We start from the raw sequence: 25,303 nt of genomic DNA on the forward strand, positions 1-25,303 counted from the left end.
GGGTGCGCACCCAAGGAGCTGAACATGGATATGCCTATCAACACCTTCAAGCAACGCCTGCAAACCGGCCCGGCACAGATTGGTCTGTGGCTGGGCCTGGCCGATCCGTATTGTGCGGAGCTGGCGGCCAATGCCGGTTTCGACTGGCTGCTGATCGACGGCGAACACGCCCCCAACGACCTGCGTGGCTTGCTGGGCCAGTTGCAGAGCGTGGCGCCCTACCCGAGCCAGGCCGTCATCCGCCCGGTGATCGGCGACACTGCCTTGATCAAGCAGATCCTCGACATTGGCGCGCAGACGCTGCTGGTGCCGATGGTCGAAAGTGCAGACCAGGCCCGTGAACTGGTACGGGCCATCCACTACCCGCCCAGCGGCATTCGTGGCGTGGGCAGTGCGCTGGCGCGGGCGTCGCGCTGGAACACCATCCCCGGCTATCTGGACAAGGCCGATGAGCAGATGTGCCTGTTGGTGCAGATCGAGAACCTGCAGGGGCTGGCCAATCTGGATGCGATTCTGGCGGTAGACGGCGTGGACGGTGTGTTCATCGGGCCTGCCGACCTGAGCGCAGCCATGGGGCACCGTGGCAACCCTGGCCACCCTGATGTGCAGGCGGCCATCGAGGACGCCATCGTACGGATCGGTAAGGCCGGCAAGGCGGCGGGCATTCTCAGCGCCGACCAGAACCTGGCGCGGCGCTATATCGAACTGGGGGCCCGGTTCGTGGCGGTTGGCGTTGATACCACGGTGCTGATGCGCGGCCTGCAGACCCTGGCCGGCGCCTTCAAGGACGCGCCGGCACCGACCAGTGGTGGCGGGGTTTATTAAGACGGGGTTGATGGTTTTTTTGAGGTCTGGGTTGCTCGGGCTTTCTGCAGGGGTCTTTCAGAAAGATTAAGCCCCTTTCCGGGCCGGGTTCCTTTCGGCGCCACTCCATCGGGCCGCGCCCAGGTCGCGAACGGTGTTGTCTGTGAGATTTGCGTAGAAGAGCAAGAGCAGGCAGAAGCAAAAGCTCTTGCTTTGCTTTTCATGCGCGATAGTACAGGCGGCACAAATCGCGACTTGTGCAGGCCGAGTGGAGGCGTTGCGCAGGGGGAAAAGGGCTAGGGTCTGTTAGCCGCTTGGGCCAGGGACGGCCCATAAGCGGCGCCCCCCGGAGCGACGCCGGAAGGAGGGGACCCCGAAGGGGCCGGAACCAGGAGCAATGGCTTTGGTTACTTTGGCCGTAACCAAAGTGACCCGACCCGGAGAGGGTCGGAATCTATCTCACAGATCACCACAAAATCTCTAAACACCCATACCCCCTCAATGCCCTCCCCCCGCCGCCGGTCCGGCCTTGGCCGCGAACGGGGGCCTGGCCAGCCACACCAGCAGGATCAACCCCATGAACCCCCAGGCCAGCAAGTAGAAATAATCCACCGTCGACATCATGTAGGCCTGGCTGTTGAGGGTCTGTTCAAGCCGCGCATACGCCTGCGGACCGGCGCCGCCCAGTGTGTCCAGGGTCTGGCGGGTCACCGGGTCATACGTGCTGATGTGCTCGCTCAGGTAAGCATGGTGCTGGTCGGCACGACGGATCCAGATCCAGGTGGTCAGCGACGCGGCAAAGCTGCCGCCCAGGGTTCGCAGGAAGGTCGCCAGTCCCGAGCCATCGGCAATCTGGTGCGGCGGCAAGTCCGACAACAGAATGGTCAGGGTCGGCATGAAGAACAGCGCCACGCCAATGCCCATGAACATCTGCACCAGCGCGATATGGGTAAAGTCCACCTCGTTAGTGAACCCCGAGCGCATGAAGCACGACAGCCCCATGGCCAGAAATGCCAGGCCCGCCAGCAGGCGCAGGTCGAAGCGGTGTGCGTACTTGCCCACGAACGGCGACATCAATACCGGCAGGATACCGATCGGCGCTACTGCCAGCCCCGCCCAGGTCGCGGTGTAGCCCATCTGTGTCTGCAACCATTGCGGCAGAATCAGGTTGATGCCGAAGAACCCCGAATAACCGCACACCAGAACGATGGTGCCAACGCGAAAATTGCGATAGGCGAACAGACGCAGGTTGACGATAGGATGACGGTCGGTCATTTCCCAGATCACGAACGCCGCCAGCGCCACCACCGAAATCAACGTGCCGATGACAATGAAACCCGACTCGAACCAGTCCATGTCATTGCCCTTGTCGAGCACCACCTGCAAGGCACCCACGCCGATGATCAGGGTCAACAGGCCGATGTAGTCCATCGGCTGGCGACTGGTGTTGACCGGTCGCTTGGCCATCTGGGTCTTGACCACGAACGCAGCAAACAGGCCGATAGGTATATTGATGAAGAAGATCCACGGCCAGCTGTAACTGTCGGTGATCCAGCCGCCTAGAATGGGACCGGCAATCGGCGCCACCACCGTGACCATGGCCAGCAACGCCAGTGCCATCCCCCGTTTGGCCGGTGGATAGATGGCGATCAGCAGGGTCTGGCTCATGGGGTACAGGGGGCCGGCAACCACGCCTTGCAGCACCCGAAAGCCCACCAGCTCGGGCATGGACTGGGAAATGCCGCACAGGAACGAGGCCAGCACGAACAGCAGCGTGGCCCAGAGGAACAGCTTGACCTCGCCAAAACGCCGGCTCAGCCAGCCGGTCAGGGGCAAGGCGATGGCGTTGCTGACGGCGAACGAGGTGATCACCCAGGTGCCCTGCTCGGAACTGACCCCCAGGTTGCCGGAAATGGTCGGCAGCGCCACGTTGGCGATGGTGGTGTCGAGCACTTGCATGAAGGTCGCCAGCGACAGGCCGATGGTGCACATCAGCAGGCTGGGTGGCGTGAATGAAGCGGGTGCGTTCTGACTCATCGCAAATCCCTGGATACCGGAAGAGACGCCCGGGCACGCGCACAGTGTCGGCGCCCTGGCAGAACAGCAGGTTGATCAGCGCTGTGCGGTGGCCTTGCTGCCGGCGGCGCTGTTTTCATGGATCAGGCGTGCGATCAGTGCGTCAGCCTCAGCCAGTTGCTCGTCATACACCGAGGTGCTGAAGCTCGCCTGCCTGGGCGGCTGCTGGGCCAGCACCGGGCCGCTCTGGTCATGCAGGTCGACCTCCACGGTGGTCGACAGGCCAATGCGCAACGGGTGATCGGCCAGTTCGTCGCGGTTGATGTGGATACGCACCGGCACACGCTGGACGATCTTGATCCAGTTGCCGGTGGCGTTCTGCGCCGGCAGCAAAGCAAAGGCACTGCCGGTACCGGCGCCCAGGCTGTCGATGGTGCCGTGGTAGGTCACGTCGCTGCCGTACAGGTCGGCGTGCACTTCGACCGGCTGGCCGATGCGCATCTTGCCCAGTTGGGTTTCCTTGAAATTGGCATCGATCCACAGCTGGTCCAGCGGAATCACGGCCATGGTCGCAACACCCGGCTGCACCCGCTGGCCCAGTTGCACATTGCGCTTGGCCACGTAGCCGGTCACCGGCGCCACCAGTGTGGTGCGGGCATTGGCCAGCCAGGCCTGACGCAATTGCGCGGCGGCAGCCTTGACGTCGGGGTGCGAGGAAACCTGTGTGTCGTCCACCAGCGCCACGCTGCTGGCCAGTTGCTGCTGGACATTGCTCAGGGCGCTCTGCGCGCTGACCAGGTCATCCTTGGCATGCGACAGCTCTTCCTGCGAGATCGCCCCGCTGGCGGCCAGGTTGCGCCGCCGGGTGTAATTGTCCTGGGCTTTTTGCACCGCCGCGCGCTGGGCCGCCAGTTGCGCTTTCATGCCGTCGACATTGCTGTACAGGCCGCGCACCTGGCGCACCACCTTGCCCAGGTTGGCCTCGGCACTTTGCAGACCGACAGCGGCATCGCTGGGGTCGAACCTGAGCAGCACCTGACCTTCGCGTACCAGGTCGCCATCGTCGGCGCCGATGCTGATCACCGTGCCGGTGGTCAGCGGCGTGATTTCCACCACGTTGCCGCTTACATAGGCATCGTCGGTGCTTTCGCCCCAACGGCCATACAGCTCATGCCAGGCCCAGAAACCCAGGCCACCGGCAATCACCAGCAACAACAGGCCGAGCAGGAGCACCTTGCGTTTGCCGGAGCCCTGTTCCCTGGCGGGGCTGGCGGATGAAGAATCGGGAGCATCAGTGGCCATGGCGATTACCTTGTAGTCTGCAAAACGGTTGGAACCCGGGAGCCCGGCATCGTCGGCAAAGCCGCTGCCAGGCACATGACGTGGCGATTCACCTCACGGCTTTTCATGGGCACCGGCGGATCTGAAACTCAGACGCGTCAGGGTGAGGTGGTCATCGGCAGCCACCAGCAGCTTGGTCAGGATGCGCTGCAGGGTTTCGATCTCTTCCTTGTCCAGCGCGGCGAACGTGTCGTTCATGGCATCGGCGCCAATGCTCGGCAGCAAGTCGGCGATGGCCTGACCCTTTGCGGTCAGCACCACCTTGACCTGACGCCGGTCGGCAGCCGAACGGCTGCGCACCACCAGGCCCTTGTGTTCGAGGCGATCGAGCATGCGCGTCATCGAACCACTGTCCAGCGACAGGTGCCGGCACAGCTCGACCGGGGTGTCGGAGGAGAACTGGGCAATGACGATCAGCACCTTGAACTGGGCAAAGGTCAGGTCGTGTGGCTCCAGGTATTTGTCCAGCATGCGGTCCTTGAGCGCATTGGTACGCCCCACCAACAGGCCGATCAGGCTGGAGTCGAAGTTGTCCGCCGAAAAATGTTTCAAGAATTCACCAGAAAAGCTGCTTAGGCAGTTATTGCAAAATATTACTGCCTGGGCAGCCAATGTCAAAGCCTTCGTTAGCTTGCTTATTAATTACCCATAAAAAAACGACCGGTGGCGAGCCGGTCGTTTTCGAGGGTGCTGCCCGTGTCGATTACGCCGCGATCGGCACGCCGCTGTGGAAGCGAAAATCTTCATCGGGACTTTCGATCAGCTCGCGCTCGGCCAGGCGGATCTCTTCGATCTTGGCGTCGACGTCAGCCTTTTCGCCATAGGCATAGGCCAGCTTGAGGTAGTCCTGGAAATGCCGGGACTCGGACTTGAGCAGGCTGGCGTAGAACTTCGACAGCTCTTCATCCAGGTGCGGCACCAGGGCGGCGAAGCGCTCACACGAGCGCGCCTCGACGATGGCGCCGACGATCAGCGCGTCGGTCAGCCGGTACGGGTTGTGGTTGCGCACATGTTTGCGCAATGCCCCGGCGTAGCGCGCCGAGCTGATATTGGCCATGGGGATCTGGCGCTTGCGGATCAGGCTGATGACCTGCTCGAAGTGACGCAACTCTTCACGCGCCAGGCGCGACATCTTGGCCTGCAGGTCAAACTTGTCGTTGTACTGGAACATGAACTGAAACGCCGCGCCGGCCGCTTTCTTCTCGTTGTTGGCGTGGTCGATCAGCAAAATATCCAGGTTGCGCAGCGCCGCCTGCACCCAGGCATCGGGGGTGCGGCACAGCAGAAAGGCTTCGATTTCAGGGATCGGGTACATAGGCTCACGAGGACGGCTGGGCAAAGCGGTGCATTATACGAGCCATAGGCGCCACTCGCGATACAAAAACTCACGCCTGCCGCGCAGGACCAATGCCCGTCAGTCAAGCCGGTTTTCACCCGTTTTTACGCCTGACACTCAACAGTGGGAGGCAGCAACTGCTGGCAATGGCTATGAGAAAGGCGCACCAGGTGTGTGGGCCTTGCTGGCGTCATCGCCGGCAGAGCCGCCTCCCACAGGATTGATGTTGTTCTGGATCTCGTGCCTGACATCAGACTGTGGATCACCGGATTCGCCGGCATCACCCTTTACGCCTATGGCGTGGTGCGATCAAACGCATCGCGCAAAAAGGCCGGGGCGATGTAGCGGTCATAATGCGCATCGGACAGCAGGAAGAATTCCCGGTCGATGGCGTCGCGCAAATCCGGCAGCGCCCAGTCGCGAAACTCGGGCAACAGCACAAAGCCATAGGCCTCGACCTGATTGATCACCCGTGCGCCACGGGCAATCAACTGGTAGGCCCAGCAGTATTCGGACTGGTGCGCCACAAAACGGATCTTGCGCATCGTCAGTTGCCCGCGCAGTTTTTCCACATCGAAGATTTCGACCTTGGCGGTCATGACCTGCACCAGCAACTGTTCGAGGCGCAGCCACACGGCGCGCTTTTCGTCTTCGTTGTAGGCGTTCCAGTTGACGATTTCGTGGTGGAAACGCTTGCAACCACGGCACACCCGGTCGCCAAAGACGGTGGAGCAAAGGCCTATGCAAGGCGTCTTGATGATCTGATCAGGCATGAAGGGCGGGCAGCGGCTGGTGGAACGAGGCGTCATGTTAGCCCTTTGTCTAACCAGGGTCACCCCTGAACATGTAGGGGCTAACTTACCTTTGTTGAAGTTTTCCCGTAGAATCACCGGGCCTTATAAGGCGCCAATGTCCGTCGGAAGCTGTTTTCAAAGCGTCACGAGCACAGTCAAGTTATCCCGCCGTCCGGTGTCGACCCGGCCATTCCCTCATCACGAATGGCCGACCGACTGTCCCACCCAGCCGTTCAGCAGGCGTAAAACTTTGAAAACAGCTTCGTAAGATAAGGTCGTTACCTTGGTCAGCATGCTCGAAAAGCATCCACACACAGGGTACGACATTTATCTGGATGAGCGTCCCGGACACCCTTTTGGGACCACTGATGAGGGTAATACTGTGCTTGAAGCCTACCGTAAACATATCGAAGAGCGTGCCGCCCAGGGCATCGTGCCCCAGCCGCTTAACGCCGAACAAACCGCAGGCCTGGTCGAGCTGCTGAAGAATCCCCCGGCTGGCGAAGAAGCTTTCCTTGTCGACCTGATCACCAACCGCGTACCACCAGGCGTTGACGAAGCGGCCTACGTCAAGGCCGGTTTCCTGTCTGCCCTGGCCAAGGGCGAAGTCACCTCCCCGCTGATCGACAAGAAGCGCGCCACCGAACTGCTCGGCACCATGCAGGGCGGCTACAACATCGCCACCCTGGTCGAACTGCTCGACGACGCCGATCTGGCCACCGTCGCTGCCGAACAGCTCAAGCACACCTTGCTGATGTTCGACGCCTTCCACGACGTAGCCGAAAAAGCCAAGGCCGGCAATGCCAATGCTCAGGCTGTCCTGCAATCGTGGGCCGATGGCGAGTGGTTCAAGAAGCGCCCGACCCTGGCCGACAAGATCAGCCTGCGCGTCTTCAAGGTCACCGGCGAAACCAACACCGACGACCTGTCGCCGGCGCCTGATGCCTGGTCGCGCCCGGACATCCCGCTGCACGCCCTGGCCATGCTGAAAATGGCCCGCGAAGGCATCGTGCCTGACGTGCAAGGCTCCATCGGCCCGATGAAGCAGATCGCCCAGATGTACGGCGACGGCTTCCCGGTCGCCTACGTCGGTGACGTGGTCGGTACCGGCTCCTCGCGCAAATCGGCGACCAACTCGGTGCTGTGGTTCTTCGGCGACGACATTCCGTACGTGCCGAACAAGCGTGCCGGCGGTTTCTGCTTCGGCACCAAGATCGCACCGATCTTCTACAACACCATGGAAGACGCCGGCGCCCTGCCGATCGAATTCGATGTCTCGAACATCAACATGGGTGACGTGATCGACCTGTACCCGCACCAGGGCAAGGTCTGCAAGCACGACAGCGAAGAAGTCATCACCACGTTCGAACTCAAGACCCCGGTCCTGCTGGACGAAGTCCGCGCCGGCGGCCGTATCCCGCTGATCGTCGGCCGCGGCCTGACCGAAAAGGCCCGTGCCGAACTGGGTCTGGGCCCGACCGACCTGTTCAAGCTGCCTGAAGCCCCGGTCGACACCGGCAAGGGCTACACCCTGGCACAGAAGATGGTCGGCAAGGCCTGCGGCCTGCCAGAAGGCAAAGGCGTGCGCCCTGGCACCTACTGCGAACCGAAGATGACCACCGTCGGTTCCCAGGACACCACCGGCCCGATGACCCGCGACGAGCTGAAAGACCTGGCGTGCCTGGGCTTCTCTGCCGACCTGGTCATGCAGTCGTTCTGCCACACCGCGGCCTATCCAAAGCCGATCGACGTCACCACCCACCACACCCTGCCGGATTTCATCCGCACACGTGGCGGCGTGTCCCTGCGTCCTGGCGACGGCATCATCCACAGCTGGCTGAACCGCATGCTGCTGCCTGACACCGTCGGCACCGGCGGCGACTCGCACACCCGCTTCCCGATCGGCATCTCCTTCCCGGCCGGTTCCGGCCTGGTCGCCTTCGCCGCCGCCACCGGCGTGATGCCGCTGGACATGCCCGAGTCGATCCTGGTGCGCTTCAAAGGCAAGATGCAACCGGGCATCACCCTGCGTGACCTGGTCCATGCCATTCCTTACGTCGCCATCCAGAAAGGCCTGCTGACCGTCGAGAAGAAAGGCAAGATCAACGCCTTCTCCGGTCGCATCCTGGAAATCGAAGGCCTGGACGAACTGACCGTCGAGCAGGCGTTCGAACTGTCCGACGCCTCGGCCGAGCGCTCGGCTGCCGGTTGCACCATCAAGCTGCCAGAGAAGCCGATCGCCGAGTACCTCAAGTCCAACATCACCCTGCTGCGCTGGATGATCAGCGAAGGCTACGGCGATGCGCGGACCATGGAGCGTCGTGCCCAGGCGATGGAAGCCTGGATCGCCAACCCGCAACTGCTGGCTGCCGACCCGGACGCCGAATACGCCGAGATCATCGAGATCGACCTGGCGGACATCAAGGAGCCTGTGCTCTGCGCCCCGAACGACCCGGACGACGCCCGTCTGCTCTCCTCCGTACAGGGCGAGAAGATCGACGAAGTGTTCATCGGTTCGTGCATGACCAACATCGGCCACTTCCGCGCAGCGGGCAAGTTGCTGGACAAGGTCAAGGGCCAGTTGCCTACACGTCTGTGGCTGTCGCCGCCGACCAAGATGGACGCTCACCAGCTGACCGAAGAAGGCTACTACGGCATCTACGGCAAGGCCGGCGCACGCATGGAAATGCCAGGCTGCTCGCTGTGCATGGGTAACCAGGCACGTGTAGAGCCGAACTCCACCGTGGTGTCGACCTCGACCCGTAACTTCCCGAACCGTCTGGGCGACGGCGCCAATGTCTACCTGGCCTCGGCCGAGCTGGCATCGGTTGCCTCGATCCTGGGTCGCCTGCCGACCGTCGAGGAGTACATGGAATACGCCAATCAGATCGACACCATGGCAGCGGACGTGTACCGCTACCTGAGCTTCGACCAGATCGCCGAGTTCCGTGAAGCGGCCGCCAACGCCAACATCCCGGTCGTTCAAGCCTGATTGACTGACCTGGCGTAATAAAAAACCCCGCACGCGTGCGGGGTTTTTTTATGCCCTGAAAACCGGCGCCAGGCCATTTGCCGCGTACCAAGATGGCGAATGATCCCCTACCCAGGTCAGGGTGCCCTTTTCTTATGCACCAGCATCGTCTGAATCTGCTGGGTCGCATGCCGGGTGCTTTCGGCGAGTTTCTTGACCTCATCGGCCACCACCGCAAAACCTCGCCCCACATCCCCGGCACGCGCCGCCTCGATGGCAGCATTCAGGGCCAGCAGGTTGGTCTGGTCGGCAATACCCTTGATGACGCCGACCACCGTGGATATCTGCCCGTAGGTGGCGTCGTTGTGCTCCAGCATCTGTGCATGACTGGCCTTGGCCGAGCGTTCGTCGCTGATGTCGCGCACCGCGCCCATCACCCGTTGCAGCACACCGCGCTCGTCACGGATAGCCCGGCCACGCTCGCGGCACCAGATATAGCCGCGGCTCTTGTGGCGCATGCGAAATTCGAACACGTACTCGCCGCTGCCGCCGGGGGCGACGATTTCACGCTCGAAGATGGCCATGACACCCGGCAGGTCGTCGGGGTGCGAGATATTGACCTGAGTGTCCCAGCCGTCGGGCAGTTCGTGCGGGGCATAGCCCATCAAGGTGCGAAACGGGTCGGAGATGCGCATCAGGCTCGCCGGATCGTCGATGCGGCCATTGGCAACCCGAATGTCCCAGAAGCCTTCGGTCATGGTCGATTGCAACAAGGTCCAGGCCCGCTGCTCTTGCTGAGCCGCCTGCACGCGCTCGTGCAATTGACGATTTTCGTCCTGCAAGGCCTGAACCTGCTGTTGCAGACACAAGTGTTCGGACTCCAGCGCCTGGCGCGCCTCATGCTCGCTGCACAATTGTGCCTGCAGTGCGGCCTGCCCGGCAGCTTCCTGGCCGACCCGCTCGCGCAAGCCAGCGTGCTGATCAGCCAGTTGCGCCAGATCATCAAGCACGGCCGGAAAACGCTGCAAGGTCGTCCCCTGCACCTCACCCACCGGCTGACCGGCGGCGATGCGTTGCAGCACCCGCCGGAGCTCATCAACCCACGTAGTGTTCTTGAAAAACATCGGTGCACTCCGGACATAAAGACTTCAACGCCAATCTGATCCCGGATCGCCCCCCGCGTGCATGTGCATGGCTGCCAACCTGCTTGCATCGCCCTGCCAAAGTGGCGGATAGGCAAGACCCCGACACAGGGTCAGGGTCTTGGGTCAATCACGGCAGGCCCTTCAGCCGTTGCGGATCACCGCCTGCAAGACGTGCTTGAAGGTGTCGATCTGCGCCTGACTGAACTGGCTGAACACCTTGTCTTGCTGTTCGCGGGCAATGCTCCACAGCCCCTCGGTCTCGTCCACGCCCTTGGGCGTCAGGCACACGCGCTCGTCGCGGTCGCACACCAGCCCCTTGCGTCGCAGGTTGGCCACGGCCTCGTCGATTTCGCGGACCGGCATTGCCACTTCGCGTTGCAGTTCGCTCAGGGCCAGCCCTGCATCGTTTTCCAGCACCATCAGCATGCGCGCCTCACTGGTGCGCAACCCGGTGGACAACTGGCGCGGCTGGTAACCGGCCTGATAGGCCCGCAGCGCCTGGGTCATCAGGTAATACAGGTTGTGCTGCAGGCGGCCCTGGAAGTGGCTGCTCGGTGGCTGGCCTTCTTCTCTTTTGGTCATCCGCGTGTGCGGCAGCACCATCGAGTAGGCACCCTGGTGATACAGCAAGGGCGAGCGGCCAAAGTCGTCGAAGGCCACCACCTTGCCGATCAGGATCCAGTGATCGCCGCCGTCGATCTGCTGGTATTTCTCGCAGTCGAAACGCGCCGAACAGTCAGCCAGCAAGGGCGAGCCGCCCACACCCGGCTCATGCTCGATACCGGCAAAGCGGTCGTCCTTGGGTCGGGCAAAATTGTTCGACACATCAATCTGGTCGGCCGCCAGGATGTTCACCGCAAAGTGCGAGGCCTCGGCGAACACTTCATGGCTGGTAGAGCGCTTGTCCAGGCTCCAGAGGATCAACGGCGGGTCCAGCGACACCGAGTTGAAACTGTTGGCGGTGACGCCGACCTTCTGGCCGGCTTCGGTGGCGGCGGTGATCACCGTGACGCCGGTGGCGAAGTTGCCCAGGGCACGGCGAAACGCGCGGCCGTCCAGCGGGTTGTTGGCGGCAGGTGCAGCAGTGGCTGATTCGGACATGCAAGACTCCCGGGCAGCGCTCGACACGCTGCCCTGCTGACGATTTTTATGAGAATGAAGGGAGGACGCCGCGGATCAGGCCAGCGACGGATCGGGCTCCAGGCCCATCAGTTCACGACCCAGAATCTGCGCACAGACGTCATAGTCGGTGTAGGCGTGCGCGCCGGTCATGTGCACGTCGCGGAACAAGCGCTGCATCTCGTTGCTTTCGTACCAGGCGGTGCCGCCGGCGGCTTCGAACAGGCGGTCCACGGCCTGGATGCACATCTTGACCGCGTAGGCCTGGTTGGTGCGCCAGAAGGCCAGGGTTTCACGCGCCGGGTACTGGTGACGCTCGCTATGGTCAGCATGTTCCTCCCAGGTCTTTTCCAGAAAAGCCCGTGCAGCCGCCACCTGATGGGTCGACTCGGCCAGGCGCATCAGCGCAGGCGTGGCGGCGCCCACCGAGGCACCGGTGTAGGCGCGCACACGGTTCTGGGTCTTTTCGCGGAAGGCCACCAGCATGCGCTCGGCAACGCCCAGGCTGATGGTCGAAAAGCCACTGGCGAAATACGGGCGGTACGGCGAATAGAAGATCTTGCTGTCCGGGTACAGGCCAAAACCTGCGGACTTGCCTTCCATCATGTCCTTGGCTTTCTCGATGCGGTACTCGGGCACGAATACGTTGTCGATGATCAAGGTCTTGGTGCCGCTGCCCTTCATGCCGGCGGCGTACCAGTCATCACGAATCTCATAGTCGCTGCGCGGCAATACAGCGAAGCAGTAGTCCTGGGTGCCTTCGGCGTTCTTGCGCCGAAAACCGACGATGGCCCACTCGGCATGGTCGCTGCCGCTGCTCCAGCCCATCTCGCCGCTGAACATCACGCCGCCCTCGGTCTCTTCGGTGCGGCCGAACGGCGCCACGCTGCTGCTGGCGGTGGCGTCGCGATCTTCGCCCCAGACTTCATCCTGCAGGCGGGACGAGAACATGGCCAGTTGGTGACTGTGGGTGCACAGCAGGCTCATGGCCCAGGCGGTGCTGGCACAGGCGCCGGCCAGCAGGGCGATGCAATCACCGAACTGTGGCAGGGAAATCTCCAGGCCACCGTAATGGCGCGGCTGGAAGGCACGGTGCAGGCCGATGCGCTTGAGCATGGCGATGTTCTCGTCAGGCACCTGGCGGTCCTTCTCGGCCTGGGCGGCATTGGCCGCGATGGCTGGCAGGATTGCACGCAGGTCTTCGAGCAGCGGATTGGGCTTTTTCATGAGGGGGCTCTGCTTATTATTGGAAAACGCTTTGCGGGCTGGCGCATCGGGCATCACCTTGAAGGTATTGCCCTGCCACCCGAACACGACTTCAGTATGGGCGTCGCCCACGCCGTGGAAAATGCACCTTCCACATGGAAGATTGCACTTTTCATAGCGTGCGTCCCTGCATTGGCCTGCTTCCATCTGGCAGGCAGAGACAAGCCCGGGTCAGGGACGATCAAGATTGCCGGCCAGCCGAAAAGTACCCTGAACGCCTGCGACTTTCCCTTTCTGCCGCCGCTGCTGCCCGAGGTACATTGCATGTCCGATATTCAACTGCTTCCCCAGGTCCAGGCCTTTCTGGACCGTGACCATGGCCTGTTCATCGATGGCCGCCACGTTGCTGCGCACGGCAGCGAGAAAATCGACGTGGTCAGCCCGGCCAACGCCCAGGTCATCTCGCGGGTCAGCAATGCCAACAGCGAGGACATCGACGCGGCGGTGGCCTCGGCGCGCCAGGGTTTCAAGACCTGGTCACAGACAGCACCGGCGGTGCGCAGCAGCGTACTGCACAAGCTGGCCGACCTGATGGAGCAGCATGGCGAAGAGCTGGCGCAGATCGAGACCCTGCAATCGGGCAAGATCATTCAGATCTCGCGGGCCTTCGAAGTCGGCATGGCCGCCAATTTCCTGCGCTATTTCGCCGGCTGGGCGACCAAGATCACCGGGCAGACCATCACCCCGTCATTGCCATCATTCAACGGTGAGCAGTACACCGCCTACACCCTGCGCCAGCCGATCGGCGTGGTCGTCGGCATCGTGCCGTGGAACTTCTCGACCATGATCGCCATCTGGAAACTGGCCTCGGCGCTGACCACCGGCTGCAGCGTGATCATCAAGCCGAGCGAGTTCACCCCGCTGACCATCCTGCGCATCGCTGAACTGGGCATGCAGGCCGGGCTGCCGGCCGGCGCGCTGAACGTGGTAACCGGCATGGGCAAGGTCGGCCAGGCGCTGATCGAACACTCGGGCACCGACAAGGTGTCGTTCACCGGCTCTGTACCGACCGGCATCGCAGTGGGCAAGACGGCCTTTGGCGCCAACCTGACCCGTGCCACGCTGGAGCTGGGCGGCAAGAACTCGGTAGGTTTCCTGGCCGATGTGGACATCGACAAGGCGGTCAACGGCGCCATTGAAGCCGGTTTCCTGCATTCGGGGCAGATCTGTGCAGCAGCCGAGCGCTTCTTTGCGCCGCGTCACCGTATCGATGAACTGATGGACAAGCTGTCGCTGCGCCTCAAGGCCTTGAAGATCGGCTCGCCGCTGGATGAAAGCACCGAGTTCGGACCGGTCACCAATCGTGTCCACCAACAGAAACTGGGCGCGTTCTTTGACAAGGCGCGCGCCGAACACTGCACCATCGTGCATGGCGGCCGGCTGATCGAGCGTGAGGGGTTCTATGTCGAGCCGACCGTGATCCTGGCCAACTCGGTGAACGACAGTCTGCTCAACGAAGAAACCTTCGGCCCCATCGCCACCTTCCTGCCATATGACGACGAGGAGGAAATGCTGGCCCTGATGAACAACACCCCTTACGGGCTGAGCGCCAGCCTGTGGACCAACGACCTGGGCAAGGCCATGCGCATGGTGCCACGCATCGAAGCCGGCACCGTGTGGGTCAACATGCACACCCTGCTCGACCCGGCCGTGCCGTTTGGCGGCATCAAAGCCTCAGGTATCGGCCGTGAGTTCGGCGAGGCGTTCATCGATGATTACACCGAGCTCAAATCGGTGATGATCCGCTACTGATCGAGACGTGCTGTAGCGCCTTGGCAGGAGCGACCGGGCGGTGAACCGCTTTGGCCGTAAAGGGCATGGCACAGGCGTGTGGTGCGCCCTTCCCGGCTAAAGCCGGTCCTACAGCACCCTCGGGACGGTGAAACGAAACTCGCTGCCCTGTCCCACTTCGCTTTCGGCCGTCAGCACCCCACCATGAGCCTTGATAATGCCCTGGGAGATGTACAGTCCAAGGCCGGTGCCACTGGGGTTGTTGTCCTTGAGCGTCCAGTACCGATCAAAAATGTGCGGCAGTTGCTCAGGGGCAATCCCTTCGCCACTGTCGCGCACACTGAAGGCAATATCGCTGCCGCACGGCTCGGCTGTGACGGTGATACGGCCCTGCTTGGGGCTGAACTTGATGGCATTGCCGATCAGGTTCGACAACACCTGGAACAGACGCTCCGGGTCGGCATTGACCCTGAGGTCCAGGCACGGCATGAACACCAGTTCGACAGCCTTGTCCAGCGCCAGGGGCGACAGCAGCGTATAAGCCTCATCGAGAATCTGACTGACCTCCAGGTGCCTGGGGGTGATGGTGTAGCGACCGGCTTCGATCTTCGAGGTGTCGAGCAAGTCTTCGAGCAGCACATTCATGCGGCTGGCCGCCTGTTGCATGGTGTCGAGTGCCGAAGCGATGCGTCTTGAAGTGTGCGGCCCTTCAGAGCTGAACGACTTTTGCATCATGCCGCAAAGCATGGAAATCACGGTCATGGGGCTGCGCAAGTCATGGGAAACCACCGCGACCAAGTCATCGCGGGCCCGGACAGCCTGCTGTTCACGCAAGACCTGACGAGCCAGATCGTTTTCCAGGGCCGAACGGCGCAGGTCCTGGGCAGCGAACAGGTCACCATGACTCCACGGCGCGGCAATGCCGGCCACCTCGACCTTCCAGATTTCGAACGAGGTGCGTGGCCGCAGGCGCGGCGTGCCTTCGGCATCACTCATGTCCAGCGGCTTTTCCGGGTTGCCGCTCCACGGAATGCTTTCCTTGACCTCCCGACGAAACCACAAGACCCCGTTATCCACCGGCTTGGGCAGGCTCATGGCCAATACACCGCTGGCCTCTTTCTGGTAATCGGCGGCCGGTGCATACACGCTGGACAGATGATGGCTGGCGAACACCGGCTCGCCCTGCGCCCGCAGCCAGGCGTGCAAGGCATGGATCTGCCCGGGCTCGGGGCACTTGCCATATCGGTGCAAGGTCGTGCCCTCGATGATCGCCACGCCGCTGGCATCGACCATGTCCATCAACGTTTGCGGCTCTGCACTCAAGCCTTCGAACACCGTGTCTTGCGCATTGACCATCAAGGCATTGAGCCGCGCCAGGGTCTGCAACTTGGTTTCACGCTGGCGGCTGACTTCCAGCGCCTCCATGGCACTGATCTGCAACGACAGCACCTGCCCCAGGGTCTGACAGGCGCTGCGCAGTTCAGGTGGCACATACAGCGGCGTACGGTGGCCGCAGGTAATCAACCCCCACAGCCGGTCGCCCTTGAGCAGCGACACACTCATGGACGAACGCACGCCCATGTTGCGCATGTACTCGCAATGCACCGGCGACACGCTGCGCAGCGTGGCAAAGCTCATGTCCAGCGGCTGGCCGGTGTCGGGACGCAGCGACGGCACCAGCTCGACCGCCGTGTAGTCGGCGTCGGGAATGATCCGCAACCAGTTGCGCCGGTACAGTTCACGCGCCTGCTCGGGAATGTCGGAGGCCGGAAAAAACAGGCCGTTGTACAGTTCCATGGCCGGCGAAGACGCTTCGGCAATCACCTGGCCGTGACCTTGCGCTTCGAAGCGGTAGATCAGCACCCGATCGTAACCGGTGAGCCGCTGAATCTCGTGCACGCAGGCTTCATACAAGGCCGGCAGGCTTTGTGCGGCCTGCAGGTTACGCAGAATGCGCCCCAGGTTGCGGCTCGTGGCCTTGTCGTCGACCGGCATGGCCGGCAGGTCCTGGCGCTCGAGTTCCAGCACCAGCACACCCTGGTGACGATGCAGCAAGGCTTCGAAGGCGTGGCCCTGGATACTGACCCGCAAGGGCGAGGCATCGGCGAATGACTCGGCGGTGCAAGCCTCGGCAATGCTGGCCGCCTGTACCGGACCCAGCAGGCAGGCCAGGGGCTGGCCCAGCACCTGCGCCGGTTGCACGCCGAACAGGGGTTCGATGTTGGCGCTGACCTGCAACAGCTCAAGGCCCGGCTCGCTCAGCGTCAACAGCACACCGTGGGGCTGGATGGCCCCGGGATATTGAATCGGCTCGCTGGCACAGTTGGCCAGTAACTGCTTGAAGAGTGCCGGATCGTGAGGGCTCATGACAGGACTCCCTGACGTTCAAGCCATTGCTCGAAACAGTTGAACGTGGCACACGCGGCCTGGGCGGCGGCCTGATGCAAGGCAGGGTCTGCCGGCTGCTCGTCCAGCAGCGCCAGAAAGGCCTTCCAGCGTCGACCGGTCTCGGCACCGTAGACGTTCATGAACGCAGCGCCTGTGTGCTCATCCAGCCCCAGAGTGACGTGCATCTGCCGACGCAAGACCTGGCCGCCCAGGGTCGCCCCTTCCAGTACATACAGCACCCCCAGGCACGCGCCGGGACTGTCGATACACGGCAAGTCCTGGCACACAGGCCATTGCGCGAACGAGTGGACGTCATGGCCCAGGGCTTGAAGGTCGCGCTGCAGGGTCGGGGCCTTCAGGCGCAGGGCCAGGTCGAGCCCGGACGGCGCGCACATGCAGTCCATGAGCGCCGCTTCCAGCGGCTGGTAGAAACCGTAATAGGCTTGAATCAGGCGGACATACAGCGCGTGATTCATGCCGGGCGAGAAAAACGGCATGCGCTTTTCCAGCCGGGTGTGCAAATGGCCTGTCTGCGCCCTGAGTGCATCAAGCATTCTGGGCGAGTCCAGGCGAATAGGCGTTGCCGACATCCGGTAAGGCTCTCAGAGGGTTGGACCGCAAAACGCATCCCAGCGATCAAAGCGCCTCAACATACAGGCGCAAAGCCATTGCCAACAGCCATTTCATTGCGTAATAAACACAATCAAGGGCTGTCGGCGACCAAAGGGCATGTTTCAGCCACTTTTTCTGAGGCAGGCACCGGTCTGGAAAGGTTCGTTCGATGAAAGCACGGGGCTATACGATGGCGGGCTCACTTGCCGGGCAACCCCCAGTAGCCTGGTATAGGCACGCAAACTTTGCGCAATGTTCTGTAGAAAAACCGGATGCCGGGCAAAGCAGGCACTGGCCAGGCTGTCAGCGCCCCAGACCTGGCGAAAGGCCGGGATACGCAACAAACGCTGCATGATGTCGACCGGTACGGCCGCAAGGTCTTGATCCTCACTCGACGGTGCGTCACTACTGACGCGGATGAGTGCCTCGATCTGACGATCGTCGGCGCTGTAGAGCACAGGCTCCTGGACACTGCCCTGGGCCGGCCAGCCTCTGGCCAAAGCGCCCTGCGGATCCGGCGCCAGGCCCGGAACCATCAGCCAGGTGGCCTCGCTGTAGCCAAGCATGGCACCGCTCAAGGCCCGATACAGGGCAACCTCGGCCCAGCGCTGTTCGGTGGCCGACAGTTCAATGCCAAACTGCGCGGCCTGCATCTTGAATTCAGGGTGAGCCATCAAACCGGTATAGATGACGCTGATCAGATGCCGGGTACGCTTGAGGCAGACGCCCTGGCTCAAGGCTCGTTGGCGCCCGCGCCGAATGGCCGCCAGCCCCGCCCGCAGTTGTGCCACGCTGAAACACAGGCTGGCATTGACCGCATGACCGGTGGCGACCAATTCTTCGATGACCTCACACCCCATTTCGCTGAGTGGCACGCTGACCATGATATTGGGCATCAGGTTGGCCAGCTCGCGCGCGCGCCTGAGCGTGCCAGCGGCGCTGTGATACTCACTCGGCTCGATCTCCACGGCCACCCAGCCACGCACCGCCTCACTGGCCTGCCAGGCGTCGAACAGCAATTCGGCGCTTTCGCGCAAGGCGGCTTCATAGAGCGTTCGATGCAGCGGGGCCGGCGTCAGTAACTGACTCCAGGGTCGGGCACGACGCGCCCAGTGCTGCAGATTGGAATTGAGATAGGTATTGATCGAAGCCAGGGTCGTGATCGCGCCACCGATACCCGCCTCGGCCGAGGCAAATCCCACAGGCAGAAGCGTCTCGATGCGGTGATGGGCTTGCGGGTAGTCCTTGAGCATCCGCGCCTTGAACACCGGGTAAGACGCCGGTGCGCCCTCCCACCAATAATATGACTGGCAACGCCGACGGTTGAAGTCGTGCATCAGGCTATGCGATTCCATGCATCCTGCCCTAACAAAGTGATAGTTTGAATGGTTCAGGGCCTGTGCCCCGAATGCTTATAAGCGAACCTGGCAGCGGATTAATACAGATTAAACAGGGTTTCCTGCGGTCACGAAAACGCACCGCCAGCGCACCCTTGACGCACTGTAATTATTATAAGAATGGGCCACGCAACGAGGATGCTGCCACCACGGATGTACGCACCCGCCAATGGCCTTGGTCACCGGCCAACACATGCTTCAAGTGCGCCAGAGCCGGTGCACTAGAGGGCTTAAATAGCCTGTCAACGGGCGTTAGAATGTAGCAGCATTATTCAACTGTCAAACCATTGGGCGGCACTTTCTCGTCGCACAAACGGCCTGAATTTATCGATTATTTTAATACTTCATTTTTATGACAGCATTGAACAACTGCAACCCCCTCAAATAACCTTTTCCCTGACTGACAAAAAAAGGATGCCCCCTCATTTGAGGGAACATCCCTTTTATTACACAGATCGTTATAACCCGGGATCAGAACGTGCCGCGTACGGTCACTTCCAGGCTGCGCGGTTCGCCCCAGTAATAACTGGTGGCCGTCGTGCCAATCTTCTTGTAATAGGCCTTGTCGAACAGGTTATTGGCATTGAGCTGCACGGAATAATGGTCATTGAGGCGATAGTTGGCCATGGCGCTGTATACCGCATAGCCGCTCTGGGTGGCCAGGGCATTGCCGCTGCGCGAGTAGATATCGCTCTGCGCCCGCACCCCGCCACCGACGGTAAGGTCCGACCAGGCGCCAGGCAGGCGATAGCTGGTAAACAGCTTGAGCATGCGCTTGGGGTCGGTGGAGCGCAGCACGTTACCGGTATTGCTGATCGTGTCCTTGAGGTATTCGGTGCTGGTGTAGGTGTAGCCACCGGACACCTGCCAGCCGGGCAGGACCTCACCGGACACTTCGATCTCAAAACCGTCGCTGCGGCTCTTGCCGCTGGCCGTCTGGCAGTAGCCGGAGGCGTAGAACGGCGGGCACGGGTTGGGGCTGTTGATGTCGTCGAGTGCCTTGCCCACCTGATTGATGCGGAACAGCGCCAGCGAAGTGTTCAGGCGCCCCTCATAGAACTCGCCCTTGATGCCCATTTCATAGGCCTCACCGGTGATCGGCTCCAGCACCGAACCGGCCGCGTCCGTGGCGCTTTGCGGGTTGAAGATCTCGGTGTAGCTGGCGTAGGTGCTGAAATTGTCGTTGAGGTCATAGATCAGCGCCGCGTACGGGACGATTTCCTGGTTGACGCTGTAGTCGCCGGTGGCGGTGGTCGACTGGTCGTACTTCCACCAGTTCATGCGCGCACCGAGGATGGCGGTCAATGGCTCGGCCAGCGAGAGGCGCCAGGTGGCGTGGGCGCCTTCCTGGGTGGTGCGGGTCATGACCGGGCGGGCGGTGATGTTGATGGCAGGCTCGGCAATCGCCTTGGGGTCCCAGTTACGGATATCGAAGTCACTCAAGACACCTACGACCCGATTGGTGGCCGAGGCGGTGGAATCATTGCGAATACGTTCGAGGCCCAGCATCAGTTCATGCTGGCGACCGAACAGATCGAATGGACCGTTAAGCGTGGCGCTGAGATTGGTCTGCTCGCTTTCACCACCATCGCCCTCGGTCACTTGCATGTTCATCAGGTAAGGGTTGGTGGTACTGGCACGCTCGATAAAAGTCTGTTTGAAGCCATTATTATCCAGGCGAAAATGCGTGCGCGTGCCGGACAGTTTCAGTGCCCAGTCGTTATCGAACAGATGCTCGAGCTCGACAAAAGTCTGCAGGTTGCTGCGGTTCCAGCGGTTCCAGTCGGCCCCCAGGTAGGTGCTGCGCGACAGCTCCAGCGGCTGGCCGCTGAAATCCGCCGGCAACCCGCCCCAGGCGCCGGTGGCGTCCAGCTCGGTGTACTCGATGCCAGTGGTCAGGGTGGTGCGCTCGCCGAGGTCGGCAGCCAGCGAGCCGTAGAGCACGTTCTTGCGCTCCATACGGCTGTCCTGAAACAGGTCGCGGTCATCGTGCACCGCGATCATCCGGCCACGCAGGGCACCTTCGGCGGCCAGCGGGCCGGACACATCCAGTACATAACGCTGGGCATCCCAGGAACCGGCGGTGACGCTGGCCGAACCCTGGAACTCGCGTGTCGGGCGCTTGCGCACCATATTGACCGTGCCGGACGGGTTGCCCGAACCGCGCAGCATGCCGGTGGCGCCACGCAGCACCTCAACGTGGTCGATGATGGCCGAGTCGCTCTGGATGAATGAGCCGCCACCACTGCCCTGCACCACTGTCGCGCCATCGTACTGGATCGCGTCGATCTGGTAGCCGCGCGAATAATAGGTAACCCGTTCACTGTCGACATAATCGACGACCACGCCCGGCGTCTGCTCCAGCACTGTGGTCAGGTTGGTCAGGCCTTGATCCTGCAAGCGCTGGCTGGTCAGCACCGTGACCGATTGCGGGGTACGGCGCAGGGTCTGCGGCGACTTGCCGATGCTCACGGCACCGGTGGTATAGGAGCCTGAGTTCTCGGTCACGCTGCCCAGACCGCTGCCGGTCACACTGATGGCGCCCAGTTCGATGGCGCCGTCAGCCAGTGCCTCGGGCCTGGCGATCAGCACATAACTGCCGTTACCCTGCGCCACCACCTGAAAGTTGCTGCCGGCCAGCAGCGTGGCAAAGCCTTCATGGAGGCTGTAGCTGCCACGCAAGCCCGGCGACTGACGCCCCTGCAATTGCGCGGCATCGAACGAGATGGCCGCCCCGGCCTCGACGGCAAAGCGGCTGAGCACTTCGGTCAGGCTGCCGCTGGCAATGTCATAGCTGCGCACACGGCTTTCGCTCGCGGTTTCGGCGGCCACCGTCTGCAACGATGGCATCAGGCAGACAGCCCCCAGGCCGAACAGGCAAACGCGAATGGCCGTGCTCAACACGCTGTATTTGGGCTTGCAAGGTGTCATGTGTCCCCTCCCCTCGGGTATGTAATGACCGGTATCGAGGGGTTAGCCGAACGGGACACCCGATTAATGCAAAGACGATGCATTTTTATTTGCGCACGCTTGCCCTGTTGCGAAAACAGCCTCTGTCAGGCGCGGCTGACGGTTACCCACAAGGCGGTATGGCGCACCACTTTCAGGCCCAGGCCGCTTTCCAGCGCCGCCAGGGCGATGTCGGTATTGGCCAGCGGAAAGGCACCCGACACCTTGAGTCCGGCCACGGCCGGATCGCAGCGCAACCAGCCACGCCGGTAGCGGCTCAGCTCGGCCAGCAGCTCGCCCAAGGGTTGTTCGATGGCCAGCAGGCTGCCGTGCTGCCAGGCAGCCGTGGCCGGCGTATTGGGCCGCACGGCCTCGATATGTTCGCGGTCGAACTGCACCTGCTGGCCCGCCTGCAGCGATTGCGCCGGGCCGCTATCGGGCAGGTGCACCTCGGCACTGTTGCGCAGCACCGAGACCTGCGCGCCGTGCCCGAGCACGCGCACGGTCAGGCGAGTGTCCTGCGCCTGCACGCGACCATAGGGGGTTTGCACCCACAGCGGCCGGCCCAATGAATCGGGGGAGGCATTGACCAGGATTTCGCCGGCACGCAGGGTCAACTGCCGCTGCCGGGCATTGAAGTCGACATCCAGCGCGGTGTCGGTATTGAGCTTGATGACGCTGCCGTCGGCCAGTTGCAGGTCGCGCTGCTCGCCCACAGCGGTACGGTACTGGGCGAGCAAGGCGGCCCCGGTGTCGCTGCGCCAGCCGGCAATGCCCAGGCCGCCGGCAGCGGCCAGCAGCACCACGCTGCGCAGCACCTGGCGACGCGACTGGCCGCCGCGTAGCACGGGCGCCGCGACCTGGCCGGGCACCCGGGCAAATTGCGAACTGACTGACTCGACCCGTTGCCAGGCTTGCCGGTGCAGCGGGTCGGCATCATGCCAGCGTTGCCAGCCCTCGCGGTCATGCTCGCTGTCTTCGCCACTGGCCAGCCGCGCATACCAGTGCGCGGCCATGCGAATGGCTTCGCGCTCGGGGCCGGAAGGGCTCACGTCGGCGCCATCATGAAAACTGCATCAGGCAACAATGCTCCATCGCCTTGGCCATGTGGTTGTTGACGGTGCGCACCGAAATACCCAGGCGCTCGGCAATGACCGGGTAGGTCAGGCCGTCGAACTGCGCCAGCAGGAAGGTCTGCTTGACCTTGCCACCCAGGCCGTCAAGCATGCGGTCGATCTCGATCAGGCTCTCGACAATGATGGCCTGGTCTTCCAGCGACGGCTGCTCGCCCGGCGGCACGCTGGCCAGCCACTCCAGGTAACTCTGTTCCAGGGCACGTCGGCGGAACAGGTCGATCAGCAGCCCACGGGCAATGGTCGACAGATAATGACGTGGCTCGCGCACTTCCAGCGCCGTGCGCGCCTTGAGCAGACGCACGAAGGTGTCCTGTGCCAGGTCCGCCGCATCGCTGCGATTGCCCAGGCGCTGGCGCAACCAGCCTTGCAGCCAACCGTGGTGCTCGATGTACAGGTCGTTGACGGCACAGCGCAAGGAAGGAGAATCGACAGTCATGGGACTTCATTCGATGGGAATGAAAGTGATTATCAGATACGTGTACAGCATTTTGCAACCGCCTGTGATCAGACAACCCCTACAGCCCTGACGCGTGCTGTAGGAGCGCGCTCTGCCCGCGACCGGCTGCGTTAGCAGTCGTAAAATTGTGGCGTTTCGCAGATTTTAAAGTGTTCATAGCCGTAAATCTGTGGCGTTTCGCAGATTTTAAAGTGTTCACAGCCATAAATCTGTGGCGTTTCGCAGATTTTACGAGCGCTACGCACTCGGTCGCGGTGGTCCGGCATTCCGGCAGAGCGCGCTCCTACTAGCGTTGCTGTGCGTAGATATTCACTGCGGGCTTGCGGCGGGCAAAGGCGATCAACAGGATGGCGCCTGTCACCGCAGCCGTCAGCAGGGTTTCATAGCGGTAGCTCGGGCTGATCAGCATATAGCCCAGCACCAGGGTGATCAGGCCGATGACCAGCCAGGTCAGCCACGGAAACAACCACATCCTGAAGGCAATCTCGGTGCCCTGGCGTTCCATGATGGCGCGCATGCGCAGTTGCGAAACGGCAATCACCAGGTACACCAGCAAGGCAATCGCCCCGGTGGTGGACAACAGGAAACCGAACACCTGACCCGGAAAGGCATAGTTCACGAAGCAACCGACAAAACCTGCCAGGGTCGACAGCACCACCGCCACGGTCGGCACGCCATTGCCCGAAACGCGACGTACCGCATCAGGCGCCTCGCCGCGCGCGGCCAGTGAATACAGCATGCGCGAGGCGGTATACAGGCCCGAGTTCATGCAACTGGTCACCGCCACGAACACCACGATGTCGACCATCAGCTTGGCGCCAGGCACGTTGAGCACTTCCAGTACGCGCTGGAACGAGCCGACCTTGAGCAGTTGCGGGTCGTTCCAGGCCACCAGCGAAACGATGAAGAAAATCGAAAAGATGTAGAAAATCGCGATGCGGTACACCACCAGGTTGGTGGCGCGACGGATCTTTTCCTTGGGGTTGGCCGTTTCGTCAGCGGCAATGGTGACGATCTCGGCCCCGAAGAACGAGAAGATCGTGACCAGCACGCCGCCCAGCACGGCACCAAAGCCATTGGGCATGAAGCCACCGCTCTGCCACAGATGCTGCACGCCAGAGACTTCGGCCAGTGGCCAGAAGCCCAGCACCGCCGCGCTGCACACGCCAATGAAGGCCAGGATGGCGATGACCTTGACCAGCGCGAACCAGTACTCAAACTCACCGAAGTTCTTCACGCTGACCAGATTGGTACCGGCCAGCACGATCATGATCAGGAAGGCGAACAGCCAGGAAGGCACGGCGGGCATCCAGGCGTGCAGGATGTCGGCGCCGGCAATGGCTTCGACCGGAATGATCAGCACCCAGAACCACCAGTACAACCAGCCGATGGTAAAGCCGGCCCATGGCCCGATGGCCTGGCCTGCGTAGGTAGAGAAAGAACCGCTGTTGGGATTGGCGATGGCCATTTCACCCAGCATGCGCATGACCAGCAGCACCAGAGTGCCGGCGATCAGGTAGGAAATCAGGATCGCGGGGCCGGCCGTGGCGATGGCATTGGACGAACCGATGAACAGCCCGGCGCCAATGATGCCGGCAATCGAAATCATTGACACCTGACGCGAAGTCAGGCCGTGCTTGAGTGAGCGGTGCTCGTTTTTCTTGTCGGTAGTCATGGTGTTCTCTCAACGTGGACGCCCAATTGCACGCAGCCGAGACCGCGCCGCGCCACAAGGCGACGTAATGCTGAATCAGCACTGTGATGGGCTTGAAGGCAGGCTCGCCGATAGGACAAGCCTGCTTATTGCATCGAGGGCTGGCGCCGGCACGCAGGCGGACATC

At 62.1% G+C, this 25,303-nt stretch carries 18 protein-coding genes; 3 read left to right on the top strand and 15 right to left on the bottom strand.

Annotated features, from left to right (window positions below):
- The first annotated feature begins 24 nt into the window (after positions 1-24).
- Positions 25-825, top strand: a complete 801-nt coding sequence (gene hpaI, locus DGA31_RS05575; RefSeq protein WP_056838597.1) for a 4-hydroxy-2-oxoheptanedioate aldolase — start codon at positions 25-27, stop codon at positions 823-825.
- A 477-nt stretch (positions 826-1,302) separates the two neighbouring features.
- Here hpaI and DGA31_RS05580 read toward each other — a convergent pair whose 3' ends face one another.
- The 5 genes from DGA31_RS05580 to DGA31_RS05600 form a co-directional block, all read right to left on the bottom strand.
- On the bottom strand, positions 1,303-2,841 hold the full coding sequence (locus DGA31_RS05580; protein WP_109511875.1) for a DHA2 family efflux MFS transporter permease subunit: 1,539 nt from the start codon (positions 2,839-2,841) through the stop codon (positions 1,303-1,305).
- Between the two features lie 75 nt (positions 2,842-2,916).
- Positions 2,917-4,122 (bottom strand): HlyD/EmrA/EmrK family protein, encoded by a 1,206-nt coding sequence (locus DGA31_RS05585; protein ID WP_109512047.1) that lies wholly within the window; start codon positions 4,120-4,122, stop codon positions 2,917-2,919.
- Positions 4,123-4,215: 93 nt separating this feature from the next.
- A complete protein-coding gene (locus DGA31_RS05590; RefSeq protein ID WP_109511876.1) occupies positions 4,216-4,713 on the bottom strand; it encodes a MarR family winged helix-turn-helix transcriptional regulator in 498 nt (165 codons plus the stop codon).
- Between the two features lie 151 nt (positions 4,714-4,864).
- Complete coding sequence (locus DGA31_RS05595) at positions 4,865-5,476, bottom strand: MiaE family protein (protein WP_056838591.1); 612 nt, start codon at positions 5,474-5,476, stop codon at positions 4,865-4,867.
- A 314-nt stretch (positions 5,477-5,790) separates the two neighbouring features.
- A complete protein-coding gene (locus DGA31_RS05600; RefSeq protein WP_109511877.1) occupies positions 5,791-6,270 on the bottom strand; it encodes a DUF1289 domain-containing protein in 480 nt (159 codons plus the stop codon).
- A gap of 403 nt (positions 6,271-6,673) precedes the next feature.
- Here DGA31_RS05600 and acnB point away from each other — a divergent pair, with 403 nt between their 5' ends.
- The gene (gene acnB / locus DGA31_RS05605; RefSeq protein ID WP_056838588.1) at positions 6,674-9,283 is read left to right on the top strand and encodes a bifunctional aconitate hydratase 2/2-methylisocitrate dehydratase; all 2,610 of its coding nucleotides are present in this window, start codon (positions 6,674-6,676) and stop codon (positions 9,281-9,283) included.
- Positions 9,284-9,399: 116 nt separating this feature from the next.
- Here acnB and DGA31_RS30460 read toward each other — a convergent pair whose 3' ends face one another.
- The 3 genes from DGA31_RS30460 to DGA31_RS05620 form a co-directional block, all read right to left on the bottom strand.
- A complete protein-coding gene (locus DGA31_RS30460) occupies positions 9,400-10,386 on the bottom strand; it encodes a methyl-accepting chemotaxis protein (RefSeq protein ID WP_109511878.1) in 987 nt (328 codons plus the stop codon).
- Between the two features lie 162 nt (positions 10,387-10,548).
- On the bottom strand, positions 10,549-11,508 hold the full coding sequence (locus DGA31_RS05615; RefSeq protein ID WP_109511879.1) for a p-hydroxyphenylacetate 3-hydroxylase reductase component: 960 nt from the start codon (positions 11,506-11,508) through the stop codon (positions 10,549-10,551).
- 75 nt (positions 11,509-11,583) lie between these two features.
- Complete coding sequence (locus DGA31_RS05620; RefSeq protein WP_109512048.1) at positions 11,584-12,753, bottom strand: p-hydroxyphenylacetate 3-hydroxylase oxygenase component; 1,170 nt, start codon at positions 12,751-12,753, stop codon at positions 11,584-11,586.
- A gap of 303 nt (positions 12,754-13,056) precedes the next feature.
- Here DGA31_RS05620 and DGA31_RS05625 point away from each other — a divergent pair, with 303 nt between their 5' ends.
- Positions 13,057-14,544: an aldehyde dehydrogenase family protein gene (locus tag DGA31_RS05625; RefSeq protein WP_109512049.1), complete on the top strand. Its 1,488-nt coding sequence runs from the start codon at positions 13,057-13,059 to the stop codon at positions 14,542-14,544.
- A 108-nt stretch (positions 14,545-14,652) separates the two neighbouring features.
- Here the strand turns inward: DGA31_RS05625 and DGA31_RS05630 are convergent, their stop codons facing one another.
- From DGA31_RS05630 to DGA31_RS05660, 7 genes are all read right to left on the bottom strand, one after another.
- Positions 14,653-16,890 carry an ATP-binding protein gene (locus DGA31_RS05630; RefSeq protein ID WP_109511880.1) on the bottom strand — a complete coding sequence of 746 codons (2,238 nt, stop codon included), beginning with the start codon at positions 16,888-16,890 and terminating at the stop codon, positions 14,653-14,655.
- Entirely contained in the window at positions 16,887-17,501 is a 615-nt protein-coding gene (locus tag DGA31_RS05635) for a biliverdin-producing heme oxygenase (protein ID WP_109511881.1), read from the bottom strand. The genes DGA31_RS05630 and DGA31_RS05635 overlap by 4 nt, the downstream gene beginning before the upstream one ends.
- A 144-nt stretch (positions 17,502-17,645) precedes the next feature.
- The gene (locus DGA31_RS05640) at positions 17,646-18,878 is read right to left on the bottom strand and encodes a transaldolase family protein (protein WP_109511882.1); all 1,233 of its coding nucleotides are present in this window, start codon (positions 18,876-18,878) and stop codon (positions 17,646-17,648) included.
- Between the two features lie 513 nt (positions 18,879-19,391).
- Positions 19,392-21,851: a TonB-dependent siderophore receptor gene (locus DGA31_RS05645; protein ID WP_109511883.1), complete on the bottom strand. Its 2,460-nt coding sequence runs from the start codon at positions 21,849-21,851 to the stop codon at positions 19,392-19,394.
- A 125-nt stretch (positions 21,852-21,976) separates the two neighbouring features.
- Positions 21,977-22,921 carry a FecR domain-containing protein gene (locus DGA31_RS05650; protein WP_241509531.1) on the bottom strand — a complete coding sequence of 315 codons (945 nt, stop codon included), beginning with the start codon at positions 22,919-22,921 and terminating at the stop codon, positions 21,977-21,979.
- Between the two features lie 10 nt (positions 22,922-22,931).
- Positions 22,932-23,441 (bottom strand): sigma-70 family RNA polymerase sigma factor, encoded by a 510-nt coding sequence (locus tag DGA31_RS05655; protein WP_056838572.1) that lies wholly within the window; start codon positions 23,439-23,441, stop codon positions 22,932-22,934.
- Positions 23,442-23,748: 307 nt separating this feature from the next.
- Complete coding sequence (locus DGA31_RS05660; protein WP_109511884.1) at positions 23,749-25,137, bottom strand: amino acid permease; 1,389 nt, start codon at positions 25,135-25,137, stop codon at positions 23,749-23,751.
- Positions 25,138-25,303 lie beyond the last annotated feature (166 nt).

The organism is Pseudomonas ovata, assembly GCF_003131185.1.
In the GTDB taxonomy this organism is placed as follows: Bacteria; Pseudomonadota; Gammaproteobacteria; order Pseudomonadales; family Pseudomonadaceae; genus Aquipseudomonas; species Aquipseudomonas ovata.

What these genes read in the sequence shown, in the direction of transcription:
- hpaI (WP_056838597.1), top strand. Translation starts at nt 25, where the DNA reads ATGGATATGCCTATCAACACCTTCAAGCAACGCCTGCAAACCGGCCCG.
- DGA31_RS05580 (WP_109511875.1), bottom strand. Translation starts at nt 2,841, where the DNA reads ATGAGTCAGAACGCACCCGCTTCATTCACGCCACCCAGCCTGCTGATG.
- DGA31_RS05585 (WP_109512047.1), bottom strand. Translation starts at nt 4,122, where the DNA reads ATGGCCACTGATGCTCCCGATTCTTCATCCGCCAGCCCCGCCAGGGAA.
- DGA31_RS05595 (WP_056838591.1), bottom strand. Translation starts at nt 5,476, where the DNA reads ATGTACCCGATCCCTGAAATCGAAGCCTTTCTGCTGTGCCGCACCCCC.
- DGA31_RS05600 (WP_109511877.1), bottom strand. Translation starts at nt 6,270, where the DNA reads ATGCCTGATCAGATCATCAAGACGCCTTGCATAGGCCTTTGCTCCACC.
- DGA31_RS30460 (WP_109511878.1), bottom strand. Translation starts at nt 10,386, where the DNA reads ATGTTTTTCAAGAACACTACGTGGGTTGATGAGCTCCGGCGGGTGCTG.
- DGA31_RS05615 (WP_109511879.1), bottom strand. Translation starts at nt 11,508, where the DNA reads ATGTCCGAATCAGCCACTGCTGCACCTGCCGCCAACAACCCGCTGGAC.
- DGA31_RS05620 (WP_109512048.1), bottom strand. Translation starts at nt 12,753, where the DNA reads ATGAAAAAGCCCAATCCGCTGCTCGAAGACCTGCGTGCAATCCTGCCA.
- DGA31_RS05625 (WP_109512049.1), top strand. Translation starts at nt 13,057, where the DNA reads ATGTCCGATATTCAACTGCTTCCCCAGGTCCAGGCCTTTCTGGACCGT.
- DGA31_RS05630 (WP_109511880.1), bottom strand. Translation starts at nt 16,890, where the DNA reads ATGAGCCCTCACGATCCGGCACTCTTCAAGCAGTTACTGGCCAACTGT.
- DGA31_RS05635 (WP_109511881.1), bottom strand. Translation starts at nt 17,501, where the DNA reads ATGTCGGCAACGCCTATTCGCCTGGACTCGCCCAGAATGCTTGATGCA.
- DGA31_RS05640 (WP_109511882.1), bottom strand. Translation starts at nt 18,878, where the DNA reads ATGGAATCGCATAGCCTGATGCACGACTTCAACCGTCGGCGTTGCCAG.
- DGA31_RS05645 (WP_109511883.1), bottom strand. Translation starts at nt 21,851, where the DNA reads ATGACACCTTGCAAGCCCAAATACAGCGTGTTGAGCACGGCCATTCGC.
- DGA31_RS05655 (WP_056838572.1), bottom strand. Translation starts at nt 23,441, where the DNA reads ATGACTGTCGATTCTCCTTCCTTGCGCTGTGCCGTCAACGACCTGTAC.
- DGA31_RS05660 (WP_109511884.1), bottom strand. Translation starts at nt 25,137, where the DNA reads ATGACTACCGACAAGAAAAACGAGCACCGCTCACTCAAGCACGGCCTG.